17 protein-coding genes are annotated in these 18,925 nt (G+C 64.6%); 15 read left to right on the forward strand and 2 right to left on the reverse strand.

Annotated features, from left to right (window positions below; all coding sequences use genetic code 11):
* The first annotated feature begins 331 nt into the window (after positions 1–331).
* The 12 genes from alaS (at position 332) to nrdR (ending at position 13,798) form a co-directional block, all read left to right on the forward strand.
* Positions 332–2,971 (forward strand): alanine--tRNA ligase, encoded by a 2,640-nt coding sequence (alaS, locus tag NE609_RS07735; RefSeq protein WP_256152214.1) that lies wholly within the window; start codon positions 332–334, stop codon positions 2,969–2,971.
* Between the two features lie 30 nt (positions 2,972–3,001).
* Positions 3,002–3,343 carry a histidine triad nucleotide-binding protein gene (locus tag NE609_RS07740; protein WP_101551225.1) on the forward strand — a complete coding sequence of 114 codons (342 nt, stop codon included), beginning with the start codon at positions 3,002–3,004 and terminating at the stop codon, positions 3,341–3,343.
* Positions 3,344–3,585: 242 nt separating this feature from the next.
* Entirely contained in the window at positions 3,586–3,963 is a 378-nt protein-coding gene (gene crcB, locus NE609_RS07745) for a fluoride efflux transporter CrcB (protein WP_121585915.1), read from the forward strand.
* Positions 3,964–4,099: 136 nt separating this feature from the next.
* Positions 4,100–4,291: a hypothetical protein gene (locus tag NE609_RS07750; RefSeq protein ID WP_121585913.1), complete on the forward strand. Its 192-nt coding sequence runs from the start codon at positions 4,100–4,102 to the stop codon at positions 4,289–4,291.
* 20 nt (positions 4,292–4,311) lie between these two features.
* Entirely contained in the window at positions 4,312–5,088 is a 777-nt protein-coding gene (locus tag NE609_RS07755; protein ID WP_256152215.1) for a 4Fe-4S binding protein, read from the forward strand.
* 96 nt (positions 5,089–5,184) lie between these two features.
* On the forward strand, positions 5,185–6,579 hold the full coding sequence (gene asnS / locus NE609_RS07760) for an asparagine--tRNA ligase (protein WP_121585909.1): 1,395 nt from the start codon (positions 5,185–5,187) through the stop codon (positions 6,577–6,579).
* Positions 6,580–6,919: 340 nt separating this feature from the next.
* Positions 6,920–8,206: an aminotransferase class I/II-fold pyridoxal phosphate-dependent enzyme gene (locus NE609_RS07765; protein ID WP_256152216.1), complete on the forward strand. Its 1,287-nt coding sequence runs from the start codon at positions 6,920–6,922 to the stop codon at positions 8,204–8,206.
* 123 nt (positions 8,207–8,329) lie between these two features.
* Positions 8,330–9,763, forward strand: a complete 1,434-nt coding sequence (purB, locus tag NE609_RS07770; protein ID WP_121585905.1) for an adenylosuccinate lyase — start codon at positions 8,330–8,332, stop codon at positions 9,761–9,763.
* Positions 9,764–10,048: 285 nt separating this feature from the next.
* A complete protein-coding gene (secD, locus tag NE609_RS07775; protein WP_101551209.1) occupies positions 10,049–11,407 on the forward strand; it encodes a preprotein translocase subunit SecD in 1,359 nt (452 codons plus the stop codon).
* Positions 11,407–12,327 (forward strand): protein translocase subunit SecF, encoded by a 921-nt coding sequence (gene secF, locus NE609_RS07780; RefSeq protein WP_256152217.1) that lies wholly within the window; start codon positions 11,407–11,409, stop codon positions 12,325–12,327. Before secD ends, secF begins: the two co-directional genes overlap by 1 nt.
* Before the next feature lie 120 nt (positions 12,328–12,447).
* On the forward strand, positions 12,448–13,236 hold the full coding sequence (locus NE609_RS07785; protein ID WP_256152218.1) for a sugar phosphate isomerase/epimerase: 789 nt from the start codon (positions 12,448–12,450) through the stop codon (positions 13,234–13,236).
* Between the two features lie 91 nt (positions 13,237–13,327).
* Positions 13,328–13,798, forward strand: a complete 471-nt coding sequence (nrdR, locus tag NE609_RS07790; RefSeq protein WP_121585899.1) for a transcriptional regulator NrdR — start codon at positions 13,328–13,330, stop codon at positions 13,796–13,798.
* A gap of 60 nt (positions 13,799–13,858) precedes the next feature.
* On the opposite strand, the gene NE609_RS07795 is transcribed toward nrdR, so the two are convergent.
* Positions 13,859–14,239, reverse strand: coding sequence for a DUF4363 family protein (locus NE609_RS07795; protein ID WP_121585897.1), 381 nt, complete (start codon positions 14,237–14,239; stop codon positions 13,859–13,861).
* Positions 14,236–14,946 carry a DUF421 domain-containing protein gene (locus NE609_RS07800; RefSeq protein WP_242970845.1) on the reverse strand — a complete coding sequence of 237 codons (711 nt, stop codon included), beginning with the start codon at positions 14,944–14,946 and terminating at the stop codon, positions 14,236–14,238. The genes NE609_RS07795 and NE609_RS07800 overlap by 4 nt, the downstream gene beginning before the upstream one ends.
* Positions 14,947–15,068: 122 nt before the next feature.
* Between NE609_RS07800 and NE609_RS07805 the strand changes: the two genes are divergently transcribed.
* The 3 genes from NE609_RS07805 to NE609_RS07815 are packed head-to-tail and all read left to right on the forward strand — an operon-like array spanning position 15,069 to position 18,905.
* Entirely contained in the window at positions 15,069–16,622 is a 1,554-nt protein-coding gene (locus NE609_RS07805) for a spore germination protein (RefSeq protein WP_256152219.1), read from the forward strand.
* Positions 16,612–17,700: a GerAB/ArcD/ProY family transporter gene (locus NE609_RS07810; protein ID WP_256152220.1), complete on the forward strand. Its 1,089-nt coding sequence runs from the start codon at positions 16,612–16,614 to the stop codon at positions 17,698–17,700. Before NE609_RS07805 ends, NE609_RS07810 begins: the two co-directional genes overlap by 11 nt.
* A complete protein-coding gene (locus NE609_RS07815) occupies positions 17,697–18,905 on the forward strand; it encodes a Ger(x)C family spore germination protein (protein WP_256152221.1) in 1,209 nt (402 codons plus the stop codon). Before NE609_RS07810 ends, NE609_RS07815 begins: the two co-directional genes overlap by 4 nt.
* Positions 18,906–18,925: the final 20 nt, after the last annotated feature.

Below are 18,925 nucleotides of genomic sequence, written 5' to 3' on the forward strand. Positions count from 1 at the left end.
CCCGCTTCCCGCGCGTTTTTGCGGTTGACATCGGGCGCGCGGGAGGGTATACTACAAGGAGATAACGGCGAAGATGGGGTCAATCCGTGGATTCCGGCACAGAGAGGCGCGCGGCTGGTGGGAGCGCGCCGCGGAAGAGGCGGGCGCCGCCCCGGAGCCTTCCGGCGACGAGCCGGACGCAGGCGGGCGTTAACCGCAGCGAGCGGCGCGGGGGTTTCCCGCGCAATTTGGGTGGTACCGCGGAAGGCAGATGCTTTTCGTCCCAACTTTTGGGGCGAGGAGCATCTTTTTGTATTTCCGCCGGAAAAGGTTAAAGGAGCGATTGAAAACAATGGAATGGACCGGACTCAACGAACTGCGTGAAAAATTCCTCAGCTTTTTTGAGAGCAAGGGGCATCTGCGGCTGCCGAGCTTCCCACTGATGCCGTCCGCCGACGAGGCGAGCCTGCTGCTCATCAACTCGGGCATGGCCCCGATGAAAAAGTGGTTCCTCGGCATTGAGGAGCCGCCGCGCCACCGGGTGACGACCTGCCAGAAGTGCATCCGCACCCCCGACATCGAGAATGTCGGCAAGACCTCCCGCCACGGCACCTATTTCGAGATGCTGGGCAACTTCTCCTTTGGCGACTACTTCAAGCACGAGGCGTGCGCGTGGGCGTGGGAGTTCATCACCAAGGAGCTCGACCTGCCGGTCGACCGCATCTGGGTGTCGGTCTACCTGGACGACGACGAGGCGGAGGAGATCTGGACCAAGGAGGTCGGCGTCGACCCGGCGCGCATCGTGCGGCTGGGCAAGGAGGACAACTTCTGGGAGATCGGCTCCGGCCCCTGCGGCCCCTGCTCGGAGATCTATTTCGACCGCGGCGAGCAGTACGGCTGCGGCAAGCCCGACTGCGCCCCCGGCTGCGACTGCGACCGCTACGTCGAGTTCTGGAACCTCGTCTTCTCCCAGTTCAACGGCGACGGCGAGGGCCACTATGAGAAGATGGAGCACCCGAACATCGACACCGGAATGGGCCTCGAGCGCCTCGCCTGCATCATGCAGGGGGTGGACAACCTCTTCGAGGTCGACACGGTGCAGAATATCTTAAAGCACGTCGCGCGCATCGCGGACGTCGAGTACCACAAGGACGCCAAAACCGACGTGTCGCTGCGCGTCATCACCGACCACATCCGTTCCACCACCTTCATGGTGAGCGACGGCATCCTCCCGCAGAACGAGGGCCGCGGCTATGTGCTGCGCCGCCTGCTGCGCCGCGCGGCGCGCCACGGCCGCCTGCTCGGCATCAACGAGCCCTTCCTCTACAAGGTCTGCGAAACGGTCATCGGGGAGAACGCGAACGCCTATCCTGAATTGGTCGAGCACAAGGACTACATCGTCAAGGTCATCAAGGTCGAGGAGGAACGTTTCGCCCGCACGATCGACCAGGGCATGGAGCTCTTGAGCAGCTTCATTGACAAAATCGACTCCCAGATGGACCGGAAGGTCATGAAGGGCGCGGACGCCTTTAAGCTCTACGACACCTACGGCTTCCCGGTAGACCTCATCCGCGAGATCCTTTCCGAGCGGCACATCGAGCTGGACGAGGCGGAGTTCGACCGCCAGATGCAGGCGCAGAAGCAGCGCGCCCGCGAGGCGCGCGCCGCGCTGGGCGATCTCGGCTGGGAGGAGGACGTTCTCGCGGACCTCGGCGCGCCGGGGAAATTTGTCGGCTACACCGAGAACACCGCCGAGGCGAGAATCGTCGCGCTCGTGAAGGACAACCGGCGCGTCGACGAGCTGCACGACGGCGAAATGGGCTCGGTCGTCCTCGACGTGACCCCCTTCTACGCCGAGAGCGGCGGCCAGGCGGGCGACAGCGGCTTTATCAAGGCTGGCGGGAACGCCTTCAACGTCTACGACTGCAAAAAGTCCAAGGGCGGGCATTTCGTCCATGTGGGCGAACTGACGGTCGGGACCCTCGCCGTGGGCGACCGGGTGACGGCGGTCATCAACACCGACCGCCGCCGCGACATCATGCGCAACCACACCGCCTGCCACCTGCTTCAGGCGGCGCTGCGGCAGGTGCTGGGCGACCACGTGCACCAGGCGGGCGCCTTCTATGACGACAGCGTCTGCCGGTTCGACTTCAGCCACTTCTCGGCGGTTACACCGGAGGAGCTCAAAAAGGTCGAAGAGATCGTCAACCGGATGATCCTCGCGGCGGTCGACGTGCACGTCGACGAGATGCCGATCGAGGAGGCCAAGAAGCTGGGCGCGATGGCCCTCTTCGGGGAAAAGTACGGCGATGTTGTGCGCGTGTGCGACATCCCGGGCGAATCGACCGAGTTCTGCGGCGGCACCCATCTGGAGAACACCGCGCTGGTCGGGCTCTTCAAGATCGTGAAGGAGTCCTCCGTCGCGGCGGGCGTGCGCCGCATCGAGGCGGTCACCGGCAAGAACCTGCTGCGCTATTTTAGCGAGCAGGAGGCGCTGCTCGAGCAGGCGGCGGCTGCCGTCAAGGCGAGCCCCGCCGAGCTGCCGGCGCGCGTCGAGGCGCTGAACGGCGAAATGAAGGAGCTGCGCCGCAAGCTGGAGGGCGCGGAAGGCAAGCTGGCGGAGGCGCAGCTCGGCAACGTGCTGGAGAACTCCCAGATCGTCGGCGGCGTGCGGGTCGCGTCGGTCGCGATGACCGGCGCGAAGATTGAGGCGCTGCGCACGATGGGCGACCGGGTGCGCGAGAAGTTCTCCGACATCGTCTGCGCCTTCTCCACCACCAACGACGGCAAGGCGTCCATCCTCGTGGTCTGCGGCAAGCAGGCGGTCGAGAAGGGCGCGCACGCCGGCAAGATCGTCAAGGACCTCGCCGCCCTCTGCGGCGGCAGCGGCGGCGGCCGTCCCGACAGCGCGCAGGGCGGCACGTCGGAGATCTTCCGCGTCGACGAGGCGATGGCCCAGCTGACCTCCATCGTGAGCAGGCTGGTCGAATAAACACGCACCATACGGGAAGGAGGGCATACCATGAGCGACTGCATCTTCTGCAAGATCATCGCGGGCGAAATCCCCAGCAGGAAAATCTATGAGGATGAGCGCTGCTACGCGTTCCACGACATCGACCCCAAGGCGCCGGTGCACTTCCTCGTGATCCCCAAGGAGCACATCACCGGCGCGAACCGGATCACCGAGGAGAACGCGCCCCTCGTCGGGCACATCTTCGCGGTCATCGCGAAGGTCGCCGCCGAGCTCGGCGCGGGCGACGACTACCGCGTCGTCACCAACTGCGGCCCCAAGGCTGGCCAGACGGTCGGCCACCTGCATTTCCACGTGCTGGCGGGCCGCGACATGACCTGGCCTCCGGGCTAAAGGCGCATGGCGCTTTGGCGTCCTGACCAAAGCGCCCCCGCTCGCGGGACTGCTCGGCGCGCCGCCCTCGCGGCGCGCCGAAGCGCGCTTCGCGCGATGCCCGCTCGATGCGCCTCACGGGGAGGGGCGGGCCGCCCCTCCCCGTGTGCCCCACCCCGGCGGGGCGCCCTTTGCGCGCACCTGCCCTCCGAATGGAGGGCGGGTGCGCGTGCGTCTATTTTTTCGCGGAAGGAAGGAGCGGCATGGGAAATCTTCTGGCCGTCGGCTGCGGCGGCTTTTTGGGCGCGTCGGCGCGCTACCTCGTCTCGCTGGCGGCGGGGCGGCTCGATACCCGGGGCTTCCCGTTGGGGACCTTCGCGGTCAATTTGGCCGGGGCGTTCCTGATCGGGTTCCTGTCGGAGCTGCTCGCGCGGGCCTGCCCTGACCGGAACCGGCTGCGCCTCTTTTTGACGACGGGCGTTATGGGCGGCTTCACGACCTTCTCCACCTTCAGTCTTGAGACGGTGAACCTCTTCCAGGCGGGCCGGCCGTGGCTGGCGGCGGCGAACGTCCTGCTGAGCGTGGTTTTCTGCCTCGCGGGCGCGGCGGCGGGGAAGCTCTGCGCGGCGCGGGCGGCGTAAAGAGAAACGAAGCGGCGGTTGCCGTTCCAAACGCAACCTCTGTTCGCAGAAACATCGAAAACCCAACGGAATACCGACGACATATCATTGGCAATTGTGCTATCCTGATAGCACAATGCGTGAAGAGGTGATTGCCGTGCCGTTGGAGATACATGGTGTGCGGAGGGACCCGTCGGTCTACCGGTCGATCTATCTGCCGGAGCGGCTTATCGAGGCAGTGGAACGCATCGCATGGCGGGAGAACGTGAGCGTCAATCGCGTGATCGTCAGCATGATCGCGTTCGGCGTAGAGGAACTGGAAAGGGCGGAGGAACCGCTAAGACCGTAAAGAAAGTGGAGGTACCTACTATGGAGATCACCAAATTGACGGCGTTCATTTTCAGCCCCACGGGCACGACGGCGGCGGTCGCGAAGCCGCTGGCCGAGGCGCTTCTGTCCGGCGCGCGCATCGTCGACCTGACCTGCGCGGACGCGGAGGAGGAGCGCTTCGGCCCGGACGAGCTCGTCCTCTTCGCCGCCCCGGTCTACGGCGGGCGGATTCCCGCGCCCGCGGCGAAGCGGTTCGCGCGGATAAAGGGGGAGGGCACCCCCGCGCTGCTCGTCGCGGTCTACGGCAACCGTGACTACGACGACGCGCTGCTCGAGCTCTGCGATCTCGCGGAGGAAAACGGCTTTCGCCCGGCGGGGGCGGGGGCCTTCCTCGCCGAGCACTCGATCTTCCATTCGGTCGCGCGCGGCCGTCCCGACGTGGCGGATTTGGAGGCGGTCCGGACGTTCGCCGGGCTGGCGAGGGAGAAGCTCGCCCGGGCGGCTGGGGCGGGGGAGTTCGGCCCGCTTGCCGTCAAGGGGAACCGGCCCTACCGGGAATTTTCCGGCGTGCCGCTCAAGCCCCAGGCGGACAGAAAGTGCGTCAAATGCGGCGTCTGCGCCGAAAACTGCCCCGCCGGGGCGATCCCGGCGGACGACCCCTCCAAAACGGACAATAGCCGCTGCATCTCCTGCATGCGGTGCGTTAAGGCCTGCCCGGTTGGGGCGCGCAGGGTGAACGGCCTCATGCTGTCGGTGGCGGAAAAGCCGTTCGCGAAGAAAAACAGCCTGCGCCGGGAACCCGAGTGGGTCCTCTGAACGGGACGGTTCCGTTTGGATTGGTTTTTTATTGCAAATCCGGGGCATCCTGTGGTATATTAGTGGAGTGAATATCATCTGGAAAGAGGTAGTATTGTGAAACGGACAGAGATCAAACAGCTCTTCTCCGCGCCGCAGGATTTCGACGGCGCAGAGACGACCGTCTGCGGCTGGGTACGCACCATCCGCGATTCCAAGGCGATCGGCTTTATCGAACTCAACGACGGCTCCGCCTTCAAGAATTTGCAGGTCATCCTCGAGCAGGGGACCCTTTCGAACTTCTCCGAGATCGTGAAGCTCAACGTGGGCAGCGCGATCACCGTGCACGGAAGGGTGGTGCTGACTCCCGAGGCCAAGCAGCCGCTGGAGATCCACGCGGAATCGGTGGAGGTTGAGGGCCTTTCCACGCCCGACTATCCGCTCCAGAAGAAGCGCCATTCGCTCGAATTCCTCCGCTCGATCGCCCATCTGCGCCCCCGCACCAACACCTTTGAGGCGGTGTTCCGGGTGCGTTCGGTGGCGGCGTTCGCGATCCACAAATTCTTCAACGAGCGCGGCTTCGTCTACGCGCACACCCCGCTCATCACGGGCAGCGACTGCGAGGGCGCGGGGGAGATGTTCCGCGTGACCACCCTCGACCCGAAGGACCCGCCCCTCACCGAGGACGGCAAGGTCGACTACTCGCAGGACTTCTTCGGCAAGCAGACGAGCCTGACCGTCTCCGGCCAGCTTGAGGGCGAGTGCATGGCGATGGCGTTCGGCAAGATCTACACCTTCGGCCCGACCTTCCGCGCCGAGAATTCCAACACCCCCCGCCACGCGGCGGAGTTCTGGATGATCGAGCCGGAGATCGCGTTTGCCGACCTCGAGGACAACATGGAGCTCGCCGAGGAGATGATCAAATACGTCCTGTCCTACGTGCTGGAGCAGTGCCCGCAGGAGATGGCGTTTTTCAACAGCTTCTACGACAAGGGCCTCATCGAGCGGCTCGAGGGGATCGTATCGTCCGATTTCGGCCGCGTCACCTACACCGAGGCGGTCGCGCTGCTGGAAAAGGTCAAGGACCGCTTCCAGTACCCTGTCTACTGGGGCTGCGACCTGCAGACCGAGCACGAGCGCTACCTCACAGAGGAAATCATGAAGCGCCCGGTGTTCGTCACCGACTACCCCAAGGAGATCAAGGCGTTCTACATGCGCCTCAACGACGACGGCAAGACGGTCGCGGCGGTCGACCTGCTGGTTCCGGGCATCGGGGAGATCATCGGCGGCAGCCAGCGCGAGGAGCGGCTCGACGTGCTGCTCTCCCGCATGAAGGAGCTCGACCTGCGCGAGGAAGACTACAGCTGGTATCTCGACCTGCGCCGGTTCGGCGGCACGAAGCACGCAGGCTACGGCCTCGGATTCGAGCGGCTCATCATGTATATCACCGGCGTTTCCAACATCCGCGACGTGCTGCCCTTCCCGCGCACGACCGGTTCGGCGGAGTATTAAAAAAGAACAAGGATCCGCCGCGGGCACAGGCCCGCGGCGGATTTTTTCTGCGCCCGGGTGCGGGAAAGGATGCAGCTTGTCCGGAAAATCCTGTGCCGATCGACCAGATTTCCCCTGTTTACGGGGGCCTGTTTTGGTGCGGAATCATGAATTTTGCAGGATTCAAAAATTCATCTTGCAAAACGGGCAAAATTGGCATATACTATAGCATAGGGCCCAAACGGCGGGAAAGCCGCGCGGGCGTATGACAAACTTTCCATTACATATGATATAGGCGGGTGTTTTGACGATGATGGCAAATGAACGCGGGGTTTCCCGCGAGGCGCAGGAGGTAGCGGTGATGTCAGGATATGCGGAGCTTTCCCGTGAGGAGCTCGAGGCGCTGCACGGGGAGCTGCTCGGGCGGTACGAGGCGTTCAAGGCGAAGGGGCTGAGGCTCGACATGTCGCGCGGCAAGCCGGCCGCCGACCAGTTCGACCTGGTTTCCGGGCTGCTTGACACGGTGACCTCCCAGTCGTCCACCAGGGCGGAGGACGGGGCGGACTGCCGCAACTACGGCGATTTCGACGGCATCCCCGAGTGCAAGAAGATTTTCTGCGACATGCTCGGCGTCGCACCGGAGGAGCTTTTCGTCTGCGGCAACTCGAGCCTGTCGGTCATGTACGACGCGATCGGTAAGATGATGCTGCTCGGCGTGCGCCCGGGCGCGAAGCCGTGGCGCTATCTCGACAAGGTGAAATTCCTCTGCCCGGCGCCCGGCTACGACCGCCATTTTGCAATTACCGAGCTCTACGGCATCGAAATGATTCCCATCGAGATGACCCCCGACGGCCCGGACATGGACACGGTCGAGCGCCTGGTGGGCTCCGACCCGTCGATCAAGGGCATCTGGTGCGTGCCGAAGTACTCCAACCCGCAGGGCATCACCTATTCCGACGAGACGGTGCGCCGGTTCGCGCGGATGAAGACCGCCGCGGACGACTTCATGATCATGTGGGATAACGCCTACGCGGTCCATGACCTCTATCCCGACCGCCGCGACACGCTGCTCAACATCCTCGACGAGTGCAAGAAGGCGGGCGATCCCGACCGGGTCATGATCTTTGCGTCCACCTCGAAAATCTCCTACGCGGGCGCGGGCATCGCGGTGTTCGCTTGCTCGGAGGCCGTCATGAAGCGGATGAAGGAGCTGCTCTCCTTCCAGACGATCGGCTTTGACAAGCTCAACATGCTGCGCCACGCGCGGTACTTCGGGGACCTCGACGGCGTCATGCGCCACATGGATAAGCAGGCGGAGCTCCTGCGGCCCAAGTTTGCGGCGGTGCTCGACGCGTTCGACCGGGAGCTCGCGGGCAAGGGGATCGCCGAATGGCTCGCCCCCAACGGCGGCTATTTCATCTCGCTCGACGTGATGGACGGCTGCGCCGGGCGGGTGGTTCGGCTCTGCAAGGAGGCGGGGGTCGTGCTGACGGGCGCGGGCGCCACCTATCCCTACAAGAAGGACCCGCGCGACCGCAACATCCGCGTCGCGCCGACCTACCCGACCGTCCCCGAGCTCGAACAGGCGGTCGAGCTGCTCTGCATCAGCGTGCAGCTCGCGGCGGTGGAAAAGTTGCTGGCCGCGTAAAAGGGGAAAAATTTACAGAAAATGCGGGCGGGCAATTGTTTCAATTGCCCGCCCTGTGTTATACTAATCACATTGTATCATCCCGGCAGGGACGGAATCAGAAACCGGAGAGGAAGGACACAGATGGCCCACGACAGATACGAAAGCCCCTTTTGCACCCGTTACGCGAGCGATGAAATGCAATACGTTTTTTCCGCCGATCACAAGTTCAAGACCTGGCGGAAGCTGTGGATCGCCCTGGCCAGGGCGGAGCAGAGGCAGGGCCTCCCGATCACCGACGCGCAGATTGCCGAGCTGGAGGCCCACGCGGACGATATCAACTACGACGTCGCCGAGGCGCGGGAGAAGGAGGTCCGTCACGATGTGATGAGCCACGTCTACGCCTATGGGGTGCAGTGCCCCTCGGCGAAGGGGATCATCCACCTGGGCGCGACGAGCTGCTACGTCGGAGACAACACCGACGTGATCGTCATGCGGGAGGGTCTGCGGATCATCCGCCGCAAGCTCCTCAACGTCGTTTCGCTGCTGGCGGATTTCGCGGACCGCTACAAGGACATGCCCGCGCTCGCCTACACCCATTTGCAGCCCGCGCAGCTCACCACCGTCGGCAAGCGCGCGACCCTCTGGCTCAACGAGCTGATGCTCGACTACGGGGAGCTCGAGCACCGCATCGCCTCCCTGAAGCTGCTGGGCAGCAAGGGCACCACCGGCACCCAGGCGAGCTTCGTCGAGCTCTTCGACGGGGACAGCGCGAAGATCCGGGCGGTCGAGGAGGACATCGCGCGGGAGATGGGCTTTGACGCGGTCGTGCCCGTCTCGGGGCAGACCTACTCGCGCAAGGTGGACAGCATGGTGGTCGGCGTCCTCGCGGGCATCGCCCAGAGCGCGAGCAAGTTCTCCAACGACTTGCGCATCCTCCAGAACTTCAAGGAGATGGAGGAGCCGTTCGAGGCCCACCAGATCGGCTCGTCGGCGATGCCCTACAAGCGCAACCCGATGCGCAGCGAGCGGATCACAGCGCTCGCGCGCTATGTGATGACCGACTCCCTCAACCCGGCGTTCACCGCCGCGACCCAGTGGTTCGAGCGCACCCTCGACGACAGCGCCAACAAGCGGGTCGCCGTGGCGGAGGCGTTCCTCGCCACTGACGCGATTTTGGGGATCATGCTCAACGTCTGCGACGGGCTGGTCGTCTATCCCAAGGTGGTGCGCCAGCGGGTGATGAAGGAGCTGCCCTTCATGGCGACCGAAAACATCATGATGGACGCGGTACGCCGCGGCGGCGACCGGCAGGAGCTGCACGAGCGGCTGCGGGAGCACTCGATGGCGGCCGCGCGGCACGTCAAGGAGGAGGGCGGCGACAACGACCTGATCGAGCGCGTCTGCGCCGACCCGGCGTTTGGGCTCAGGAGGGAAGAGGTCGACGCGATCCTCGACCCGGCCCGTTTTACCGGCCGCAGCGCCGAGCAGGTGGAGGAATACCTGCGCGACGTGGTGAACCCGGTGCTCGAGGCGAACCGCTCCCTGCTCGGCGAGCGGGCGCAGCTTTCGGTATAATCCGCGCCCGCGCGGCAAAAACCGATTGACTTTTCCGTTCATATCCAATATAATTAAAAAAGTGCCGCATTGCGGCCGGGCGCGTCCCGGCGGATGTTTGGCATGGCCGGGAACCCGGGGGAAAGCCCGGCGGGGCGGGCAGTTTCAGGCCGCGGAGGATGCGCGGCGTGAAGTTGTCCGGGCCGCCGCGCGGACGGCCGGGGGAGGCCAGAGGAAAACCACGGGCAGCCGCGCAGCGGCTGCCGGCTGTTTTTGCAGTTGTGGTTTTGCAAGGAGGACAAGCAGATGAAAAAGGTTGGAAAACCGGTGTTCTTTGTCGTACTGATATTGATCGCCGCGTTTACCGCGCTGTCATTCTTCGGCGTGTCGACCGCCTACGGGGATAACACCCACACCTACATCAAAGGTGTGGACGATATCCGCTGGGGCATCGACATCCGCGGCGGCGTGGACGTCACATTTACCCCGCCCGCGGACTATGACGCCTCTCCCGAGGAGATGGCGGCCGCGGAATCCATTATCAAGGTCCGTATGGTCTCCCAGAACATCACCGACTACGAGACCTACGTGGACGACAGCAAGGACCGCATCATCGTCCGTTTCCCCTGGAAGCAGGGCGAGTCGGACTTCAACCCCGAGCAGGCGGTCAAGGAGCTCGGTGAAACCGCGCTGCTGACCTTCCGCGAGGGCAACGAGTACACCGGCCCCGTGGTCATCGAGGGCAAGCACGTCACCTCGGCGCGCGCCGTCCTCAACTCCCAGACCAACGAGCCGATGGTCGAACTGAACCTCAACACCGAGGGCGCCCAGCTCTTCTCCGAGGCGACCGGCCGCCTGGTCGGGCAGCCGATCTCCATCTGGATGGACGAGAACCGCATCAGCTCGGCGACCGTCAAGACCCAGATTCCCAACGGCGTGGCCACCATTTCGGGCGGCTTCGACGTCAAGGGCGCACAGGACCTCGCTGAAAAGATCAACGCCGGCGCGCTGCCCTTCAAGCTCGAGACCGAGAACTTCTCCTCGATCTCCCCGACGCTCGGCCTCGGCGCGCGTGACGCGATGGTCACCGCGGGCGTGATCGCCTTCATCCTGGTCGCGCTCTTCATCATCCTGATCTACCGCATGAGCGGCGTGGTCGCCACGATCGCGCTGGTCGGCCAGGTGGCGGGCATGATCGCCTGCCTCACCGGCTTCTTCGCGCCGTTCCCCTCCTTTACGCTCACCCTGCCGGGCATCGCCGGTATCATCCTCTCGATCGGCATGGGCGTCGACGCGAACGTCATTACCTCCGAGCGCATCAAGGAGGAGCTCCGCAACGGCAAGACGCTGGACGGCGCAATCGATTCGGGCTTCCAGCGCACCTTCGCGGCCATCTTCGACGGCAACATCACGATGGTTCTCGTCGCGATTATCCTGATGGGCGCGTTCGGACCGCCGAGCTCGATCTTCGGCACCATCTTCAGCCCCATCTTCCGCTGGTTCGGCGCCTCCGCCACCGGCGCGATCTACTCCTTCGGCTATACGCTGATCGTCGGCGTCATCTTCAACTTCATCATGGGCGTCACCGCTTCCCGCCTGATGCTCAAGTCGATCTCCAAATTCAAGCCCTTTAAAAAGGCGTGGCTGTATGGAGGTGACAAATAATGAAACAGATTGATATTGTCGGACGCAGAAAGATTTGGTTCACAATTTCGATTGTCCTGATTGTCATCGCCATCCTGGCCTCCTTCTTCCCCGGCGTGAAGCTGGACATCCAGTTCAGCGGCGGCACGATCGTCACCTACTCGTTTAACGGCGACCTCGACAAGGGCGAGTTCCAAAGCACCATCGAAAATTCGCTGGGCCAGAAGGTCACGCTGCGCGAGCAGAACGACGTCAACACCGGCGCCACCAACTACGTGATCACCCTCAACTCCAAGTCGGGCGTCACGCCGGACCAGCAGATCGCGGTCAACACGGCGCTCAACGAGAAGTTCCCCGGCGCGGACATCCAGACCGCCAGCATCAGCAACGTCGACCCGTCGATCGGGCGCGACTTCCTGCTCAAATCGGTGGTCGCGGTCGCCGTGGCCTCCATCCTGATGATCATCTATATCGCCTTCCGGTTCCGTAAGATGAATGGCTGGTCGGCGGGCGTCATCGCGGTGGCCGCGCTCGTCCACGACCTGATCATCGCCTACGGCGCGTTCGTCGTCTGCGGCTTCCCGCTCAACGACAGCTTCATCGCGGTCATGCTGACCATCCTGGGCTACTCGATCAACAACACGATCATCGTCTACGACCGCATCCGTGAGAACCGCAGGCTGCTGCCGGTCAAGACCTCCTACAAGGACCTGGTCAACATTTCGGTCAACCAGTCGATGTCCCGTTCGATCAACACCACCGTTTCGACCGTCATCGCGGTCGGCTGCGTGTGCGTCATGTCGCTCGTGTACAACGTCAGCTCGATCCTGACCTTCTCCTTCCCGCTTCTGGTGGGCATGTTCGCCGGATTCTTCTCCTCGATGTTCATTTCCGGCTCCCTCTGGACGCTCTGGCAGGAGCACAAGCTCGCGAAAAAGTAAGGCTGCGGCATTCTTGGGCCGCCAGCACTGCCGGCGGCCCATCTCCATTTTGACAGCGCGCGGCCGGCGCGCATATCATGGAAAAAGTCATTGCCCCGCGGGGCGGAAGGGGGAAGGCCGATGCTGGCCGGAATATCCACCGCGTGTTTCTATCCCGAGCTCACCGAGCGTGGGCTTTCCTACATCGCGGGCCTGGGCGCGCAGGCGGCCGAGGTCTTCTTCAACGCCGCGAGCGAGCTGGACGACTGCTACCTGCGCGAGCTGCGCCGGACGGCGGACGGCGGCGGCACCCGCATCCTCTCGGTGCATCCGTTCACCTCGGGCCTCGAGCCGTTGCTCTTCTTCTCCGACTACCGGCGCCGCTTCGCGGACGGGATCGCCTTCTACCAGCGGTACTTCCACGCCGCCAACCTGCTTGGCGCGAAGCTCTTCGTCTTCCACGGCGACCGCAGGAACACCACCCGCTCCCGCCGGTTCTATTTCGACCGGTTCGCGGAGCTCTGCGAGGCGGGGAGGCGGATGGGGGTCACCGTCGCGCAGGAGAACGTCCCGCGCTGCGCGGGCTACTGCCCCGATTTCTTCACCGACATGCGCGCTTATCTCCCCGGCGCGCGGTTCGTCCTAGACATCAAGCAGTGCGTGCGGGCGGGCTATTCGCCCGCCGAGATGGCCGACGCGATGGGGGAGGGCCTTGTCCACCTGCACGTGAGCGACCACGGCGCGCGCGGCGACTGCCTGCCGCTCGGGGCGGGGGAGCTCGACCTTGCCGCGCTGCTCGGGAGGGTGCGCGGGTACGGCTTCGACGGCGGCGTGATGCTCGAGCTTTACCGCGACAGCTACGGCGGGTATGGGGAGCTCGATGACAGTTATGCACGGATTCTTGCGGCGATCCACGTGGAAAATGGTTAAAATTCCTTGTTTTGCGGGGCGTTTTGTGTTATGATACGGGTAATACAGATAGTATAAACAAGCGCCCCAACAGAATGAGGGAGATGGTCCTGTGAAGTGCCCATACTGCGGATATGTCGAAAGCAAAGTCATCGATTCCCGTCCGACCGACGAGTCAGAGCGCATTCGCCGCCGCCGCGAGTGCATCAAATGCGGGCGGCGGTTCACCACCTATGAGGTCATCGAGACCACCCCGCTGATCGTCATCAAGAAGGACAAGTCGCGCGAGGAGTTCGACTCGGGCAAGGTGCTCGGCGGCATGGTGCGCGCCTGCGAAAAGCGCCCGGTGCCGCTCGACGTGCTCGAGGAGGCGGTGCGGGACATCGAGATGACGCTGCGCAACTCGCTGGAAAAGGAGGTCCCCTCCTACAAGATCGGCGAGCTCGCCATGGAGAAGCTGCGCGGCATTGACGAGGTCGCCTACGTGCGCTTCGCTTCGGTCTACCGGCAGTTCAAGGACATCGACTCGTTTATGAAGGAGCTCCAGACCCTGCTGAGCTCCCGCGACGGGGACGGAAAATGATTTGATACGAAAAGAGGGCCCATCCGGAAATCCGGATGGGCCCTCTTTTTTGTGCCCGCGCTAAAAGATATTCGGCAGCGTGGGGATCTCCGCGTCGCGGATGTGGGAGATCAGGTGGCGCAGGCGCGCCACCTCCGCCGCGTATTCGGCGGTTTCGCCGTATTTCGCGAGCATGGGCAGGCGCGCCACGATGCCGGTGATCGTGTCGAGCTCGTCGTGGTGAATATAGCGCGTCATGACCGTTTCGTTGCGCTCCCACTGCTCGTGGAACTTGTCGGTGAGCTGCGCGGCCTGCGGCATGTCGTCCCGGTCGATGGCGTCCGCAATGGCGGAGAGGGAGGCCTCCATCTCGTCCGACACGCGCAGCAGGTGCATGAGCGCGGCCGTACTCGCCGCGAGGATGAGCGCGATGATGACGCAGACTGCGACGACCCGTTTCATGACGCATCCTCCTTCCGGTCCTTGAGCTTGAGCTGTGCTTTGGGCACGATCAGGTAGTCGGCCTGGCGATTGCAGGTCATCAGGAAGATGTCCTGTGTGGTGTAGCCGTTGTCGGTGATCGTTTTTTCGAGCCACTCATATTTGAGGTTGCAGTAGCCAAGCGCGCTGTCGATCACGACCCCGTCCGCGATGAGCACGACGGGCGGCGCGTCCGCGCCGGGAGGGGCCTGGAGATTGAGCATCCCGGCGGTGGCGGGCTGGGCGGTGAATTTGGGGTAGACCGAGAGGGAGCCGGTCGTTTCGACGATCGCGAACGCCACGTCGCGCACGTCGAAGATATCCTTGCCGCGCAGCTCCTCCATCATGTCGTCGATCGTGAAGCGCAGCTCCTTGAGCTGCTTCTGGTCTATCTTGCCGTCGCGGATGATGACGCGCGGCGTACCCGAGACGATGCGGCGCATCTTTTTATAGCGCAGGGTCATCGCGGAGATGAGAACGTCGAAGGAAACCAGCGTGAGAATGGGGATGATGCCGCCGATCAGCGGCACGTTGCTGTCCTCGATCGCCATTGTCGCAATGTTGGAGACCAGGATGGTGACGACCAGCTCGGAGGGCTGGAGCTGGCCGATCTGACGTTTGCCCATCAGCCGAAGGCTCAGAATGATCAGCGCATAGATGATCAGCACGCGGATGAATACAATATACAAAAGCCATCGAACCTCCATCGATTTTTACTGACTCTTAGTCTGGCCGGAAAGCGAATGGATATTCCCGCCGCTTTGCTGGCAATACTAACGCTGTATCAAACTGTAAAACGGGAGGAATGGGAATGGGAGTCATCCGTTATCTGAAGGGGCTGTTCGCACCGCCGCCCGCCTACGCGCCGCCGCGCCCGGACGAGGGCGCGGACAAAAAGCTGGGGAGCGCTCTGCTCGACAACCTGATCGGGGTGCGCGCGATGTTCACCGACTCCGGGGACCTCATCATCCACGAGGTGCTGGTGTGCGGCGTGCCCTGCGCCGTGCTGATGTGCGAGGGCATGGTGAACACCCAGACCTTTTCGGAGATGTTCGCGGAGCCGCTCACCCGCCTGAGGCTCGAAAAGCCCGGCCCCGATTCGGTGCTCGACTGGGTGCGCCATCAGTCTCTGCTCGCGCCCGACCAGAAGGAGATCCACACCTTCGGCGAGCTCTTCCGGTTCATGATGTCCGGCTTTGTCGTGCTGCTCATCGACGGGATCGCGGGCGGTTCGGTCTTCGGCATCCAGGGCTTCTCCGGCCGCTCGGTCGGCGAACCGGCGGGGGAGACCAACGTGCGCGGCTCCCGCGAGGGATTTTCCGAGATGCTGCGGCCCAACATGTCGCTGCTGCGGCGGCGGTTCAAATCCCCCGACCTGATCTTCGAGATGACCGTCTTCGGGGACAAGAGCCGCACCGACTGCACCCTCGTCTACCTGCGCGGCGCGGTGTCGGACGAGCTGCTGCGCGAGGTCAAATACCGCCTCTCCAAGGTGAAGATCGACGTGGTGCTCGAGAGCGGCTACCTTCAGCCCTTCCTCGATTCGAAGCCGCTCTCCCTCTTTTCGGGGGTGGGTGTCACCGAGCGGCCCGACACCCTCTGCGCCAAGGTCGCGGAGGGGCGCGTCGGCCTGCTCGTCGACGGCACTCCCTACGCGCTCATCGTGCCCTATCTCTTTGCCGAAAACTTCCAGAGTCTCGACGACTACTCCCACCGGCCCTATTTCGCCACCTTCATCCGCTGGCTCAAATACGCGGCCTTCGCCCTCTCCATCCTGCTGCCGGGGCTCTATGTCGCGGTCGGCTCCTTCCACCCCGAGCTGCTGCCCGCGACGATCCTGACGAGCCTCGTCGTCAGCGAGGAGACAACCCCCTTCCCCCTGATGTTCGAGGCGCTGGCCGTCTTTTTCATCTATGAGATCGTGCGGGAGGCGGGGCTGCGGATGCCGCAGGCGGTCGGCCACGCGGTGAGCATCGTCGGCGCGCTCGTCATCGGAGACGCGGCGGTCAGCGCGGGCATCATCGGCGCGCCGATGGTCATCGTCGTCGCCGTCACCGCGATCAGCTCGTTTGTCGTGCCGAGCCTCTACGAGCCGGTGACGGTGCTTCGCTTCGCCTTTATCCTGATCGGGGGGCTGTCGGGCGTCTTCGGCGTCGTGCTGGCGCTGTGCGCCGTGATTGTCAACCTCTGCGCCGTGAACCCGCTCGGCGTCCCCGCGACCTCGCCCGCCACCCCCTTCTCTCTCTATCCGATGCGGGACGTGCTCTTCCGCTGGGGATGGCGCACGCTGGCAAGGGAGGACTTGCGGGTGCAGGATCTGGCGGGAAGCGACATCCGAGGGGAGGGGACCGCAGATGACCGGTAGCCGTCCGCGCGACATCTCTCCGGCGCAGCTCGTCATGCTGCTCCTGCTCTGCCGGCTTTTTGTCCTCTTCACCGATACCTCCCGCTCCGAAAACAACCTCTCCGGGCCGGCGGCGCTGGCGGCCGTGCCGCTTGCGGCGGCCGGCGCGCTGCTGATGCTGCTGCCCTTCTTCCTGCTGCGGCGGAAGGCGGGCGGCGACATGCTCACCGCCTTCTGGCGGGTCGGCAGGCCGTTCGGCGCCGCGCTCACCGCCGCCTGCGGGCTCTTCTGTGTCTACATGGCCGCGTCGACGGCCGGGCACTTCAGCTTTTTCCTCGTGAGCACCGTCTACCAGAACGCCAAGCAGTGGGTGTTCGTCCTCCTTTTCCTGCTGGCGGCCGCCTATGCCGCGGCCCTCGGGCTGGAGGCATTTTCGCGGGCGGGCGGCTTCTTTTTCGCGGTGGCGATGGCGGCGGGGGCGCTTCTGCTCTTCGCGCTGCTGCCCGAGGTCGACCTCGCGAACCTCGCGAGCCCCTTTTTGGACCTCGGCGCGCTTGCCGCGGGGACGCTTCGCGGCGTGGCCGGCAACGCGGATATCCTGCTTTTCCTGCTGCTCTTCCCGCGGGTGCGCGGCGGGAGCGGGAAGACCGGATTCTGGTGGGTGGCGCTCACCGCAGCGGTGTGGTGGGTGCTTTGCTTCTTCGTTCTGACGGCGCTTGGGGACTACGCGGGCACCCGCCTCTTTCCGCTGCAGGCCGCCGCCGCCGTGGCGAACCTGTCGGTCTTCGGGCGGATGGACCTCGTGCACATCGCCGTGTGGATTTTTACCGCCTTCCTGCGCGCCGCCGCGTGGCTTTACTGCGGATGTACCTGCCTGCGGCGGCTGTTCCCGAAGGTGCGGATGGGCTCGGCTTCCGCGCTCTGCGCCCTGGCGGCGGGAATCGCCGCGGCAGCCGCGGCGCCGCTGTGGGAGGCGGCCGGTTCCGCGTGGGAAAGCAGCGTGCCGCTTCTGCTGCTGGCGGTCGCGGCGCCGCTCGTGACCCTCTGCTTCCCGCGCGCAAAAAGCCCCGTGGAGGATGGAAAGGAGGCCGCGCAATGAGACGGATCGCAGCGCTTTGCGCAATTTTGGTTCTGCTGGCCGGGTGCGTCCCGAGCGTGCGGCTCAACGAGCGGGGAGTCGTGCAGGCGATCGGCATCGACCTCGCAGAGGAGGGCGGCTACCGCGTCACGATGCAGGTGCGCGAGGCGGTCGACGGAGCGGGAGGCGCGAACCAGTCCCCCGACGACGCGAAGACCATGCTCGTCGAGGAGACGGGGCGCACGATGACCGAGCTGCTCGCCCGCGCCTCCGCGACACAGGGGCGGCAGCTCTTTTTGGGGAGCGTCCGGGTGATCGTGTTCGGGCAGGAGGCCGCGCGCGCGGGGGCGGAGGGGCCGCTCGGGTTCTTCAACTCCAACCACCAGATATCCCCGGCGACCCTCGTCGCGGTGGCGGAGGGGGAGGCGGGGGAGCTCATCCGCGCGGGCGAAAAGGACCCCGCCCTCTCGGCGGAGGGGCTGGCGGACGTGCTCGAAAGCGCGGGCAAGGGCGGCTTTTCGCCGCCCAGCCGCCTCAAGGACCTGATGGGCGCGGCGAACGCCGAGAACGCCGCGGGCGCGGTCACGCTTCTGCGCTACAGCGCCCCCGATCCCCCAAAAAGCGAATCGTCGTCTTCGGAGGCGTCGTCTGAGGAAAGCGGGACGGACTCCGAGGCGCGGCAGGCGGCGGAGAAGACGCCTGCAAAAAAGCTCTCGCTCGGCGGGGCCGCGGTTTTTGTGGGGCACCGGATGGAAGCCTCCATCAGCCCGGCGGCGACGCGCGGGCTCGAGTGGACCCAGAACCGCGCGAAGGCGTGCGTCATCTCGGTGGGGGACGGCCAGCTCGGCGAGGTGGCCGCGGTGACCCACCGGCAGAAGGCGAAGATCACCGTCGAGATGTCGGGGGAGGTCCCCGTCTTCGACATCCGGCTGGAGGTGCGCAGCACCGCGCTGGAGAGCCGCCTCCTCTCGGGCGGCTTCGACGACCGGACGCGCCGGTATGCCTCCGCCCTACAGGAGATCAAAATTCGCGCGGAGGTCGAGGAGATGGTGGCGTCCTCCCTGCGCCGGGGATACGATCTGCTCGGGCTCTCCCGCCTGATGCGTCAGCGGTATCCCGCTTACTACGAGGCGCACCGGGAGAACTGGGGGGAGGCGCTCGCCTCCTGCGGGTACAACGTGGCGGTCTCCTGCGAGATCGACCGGACGGGCGCCGGTAACAGATAAGTGCTTGCGCGGAAGAAAAA

It is taken from the genome of Anaerotruncus sp. DFI.9.16 (assembly GCF_024461615.1).
Lineage (GTDB): Bacteria > Bacillota > Clostridia > Oscillospirales > Ruminococcaceae > Anaerotruncus > Anaerotruncus massiliensis.

Coding starts and splice junctions, on each gene's coding strand:
- alaS (WP_256152214.1), top strand. CDS start 332: ATGGAATGGACCGGACTCAACGAACTGCGTGAAAAATTCCTCAGCTTT.
- NE609_RS07740 (WP_101551225.1), top strand. CDS start 3,002: ATGAGCGACTGCATCTTCTGCAAGATCATCGCGGGCGAAATCCCCAGC.
- crcB (WP_121585915.1), top strand. CDS start 3,586: ATGGGAAATCTTCTGGCCGTCGGCTGCGGCGGCTTTTTGGGCGCGTCG.
- NE609_RS07755 (WP_256152215.1), top strand. CDS start 4,312: ATGGAGATCACCAAATTGACGGCGTTCATTTTCAGCCCCACGGGCACG.
- NE609_RS07765 (WP_256152216.1), top strand. CDS start 6,920: ATGTCAGGATATGCGGAGCTTTCCCGTGAGGAGCTCGAGGCGCTGCAC.
- purB (WP_121585905.1), top strand. CDS start 8,330: ATGGCCCACGACAGATACGAAAGCCCCTTTTGCACCCGTTACGCGAGC.
- secD (WP_101551209.1), top strand. CDS start 10,049: ATGAAAAAGGTTGGAAAACCGGTGTTCTTTGTCGTACTGATATTGATC.
- secF (WP_256152217.1), top strand. CDS start 11,407: ATGAAACAGATTGATATTGTCGGACGCAGAAAGATTTGGTTCACAATT.
- NE609_RS07785 (WP_256152218.1), top strand. CDS start 12,448: ATGCTGGCCGGAATATCCACCGCGTGTTTCTATCCCGAGCTCACCGAG.
- NE609_RS07795 (WP_121585897.1), bottom strand. CDS start 14,239: ATGAAACGGGTCGTCGCAGTCTGCGTCATCATCGCGCTCATCCTCGCG.
- NE609_RS07805 (WP_256152219.1), top strand. CDS start 15,069: ATGGGAGTCATCCGTTATCTGAAGGGGCTGTTCGCACCGCCGCCCGCC.
- NE609_RS07810 (WP_256152220.1), top strand. CDS start 16,612: ATGACCGGTAGCCGTCCGCGCGACATCTCTCCGGCGCAGCTCGTCATG.
- NE609_RS07815 (WP_256152221.1), top strand. CDS start 17,697: ATGAGACGGATCGCAGCGCTTTGCGCAATTTTGGTTCTGCTGGCCGGG.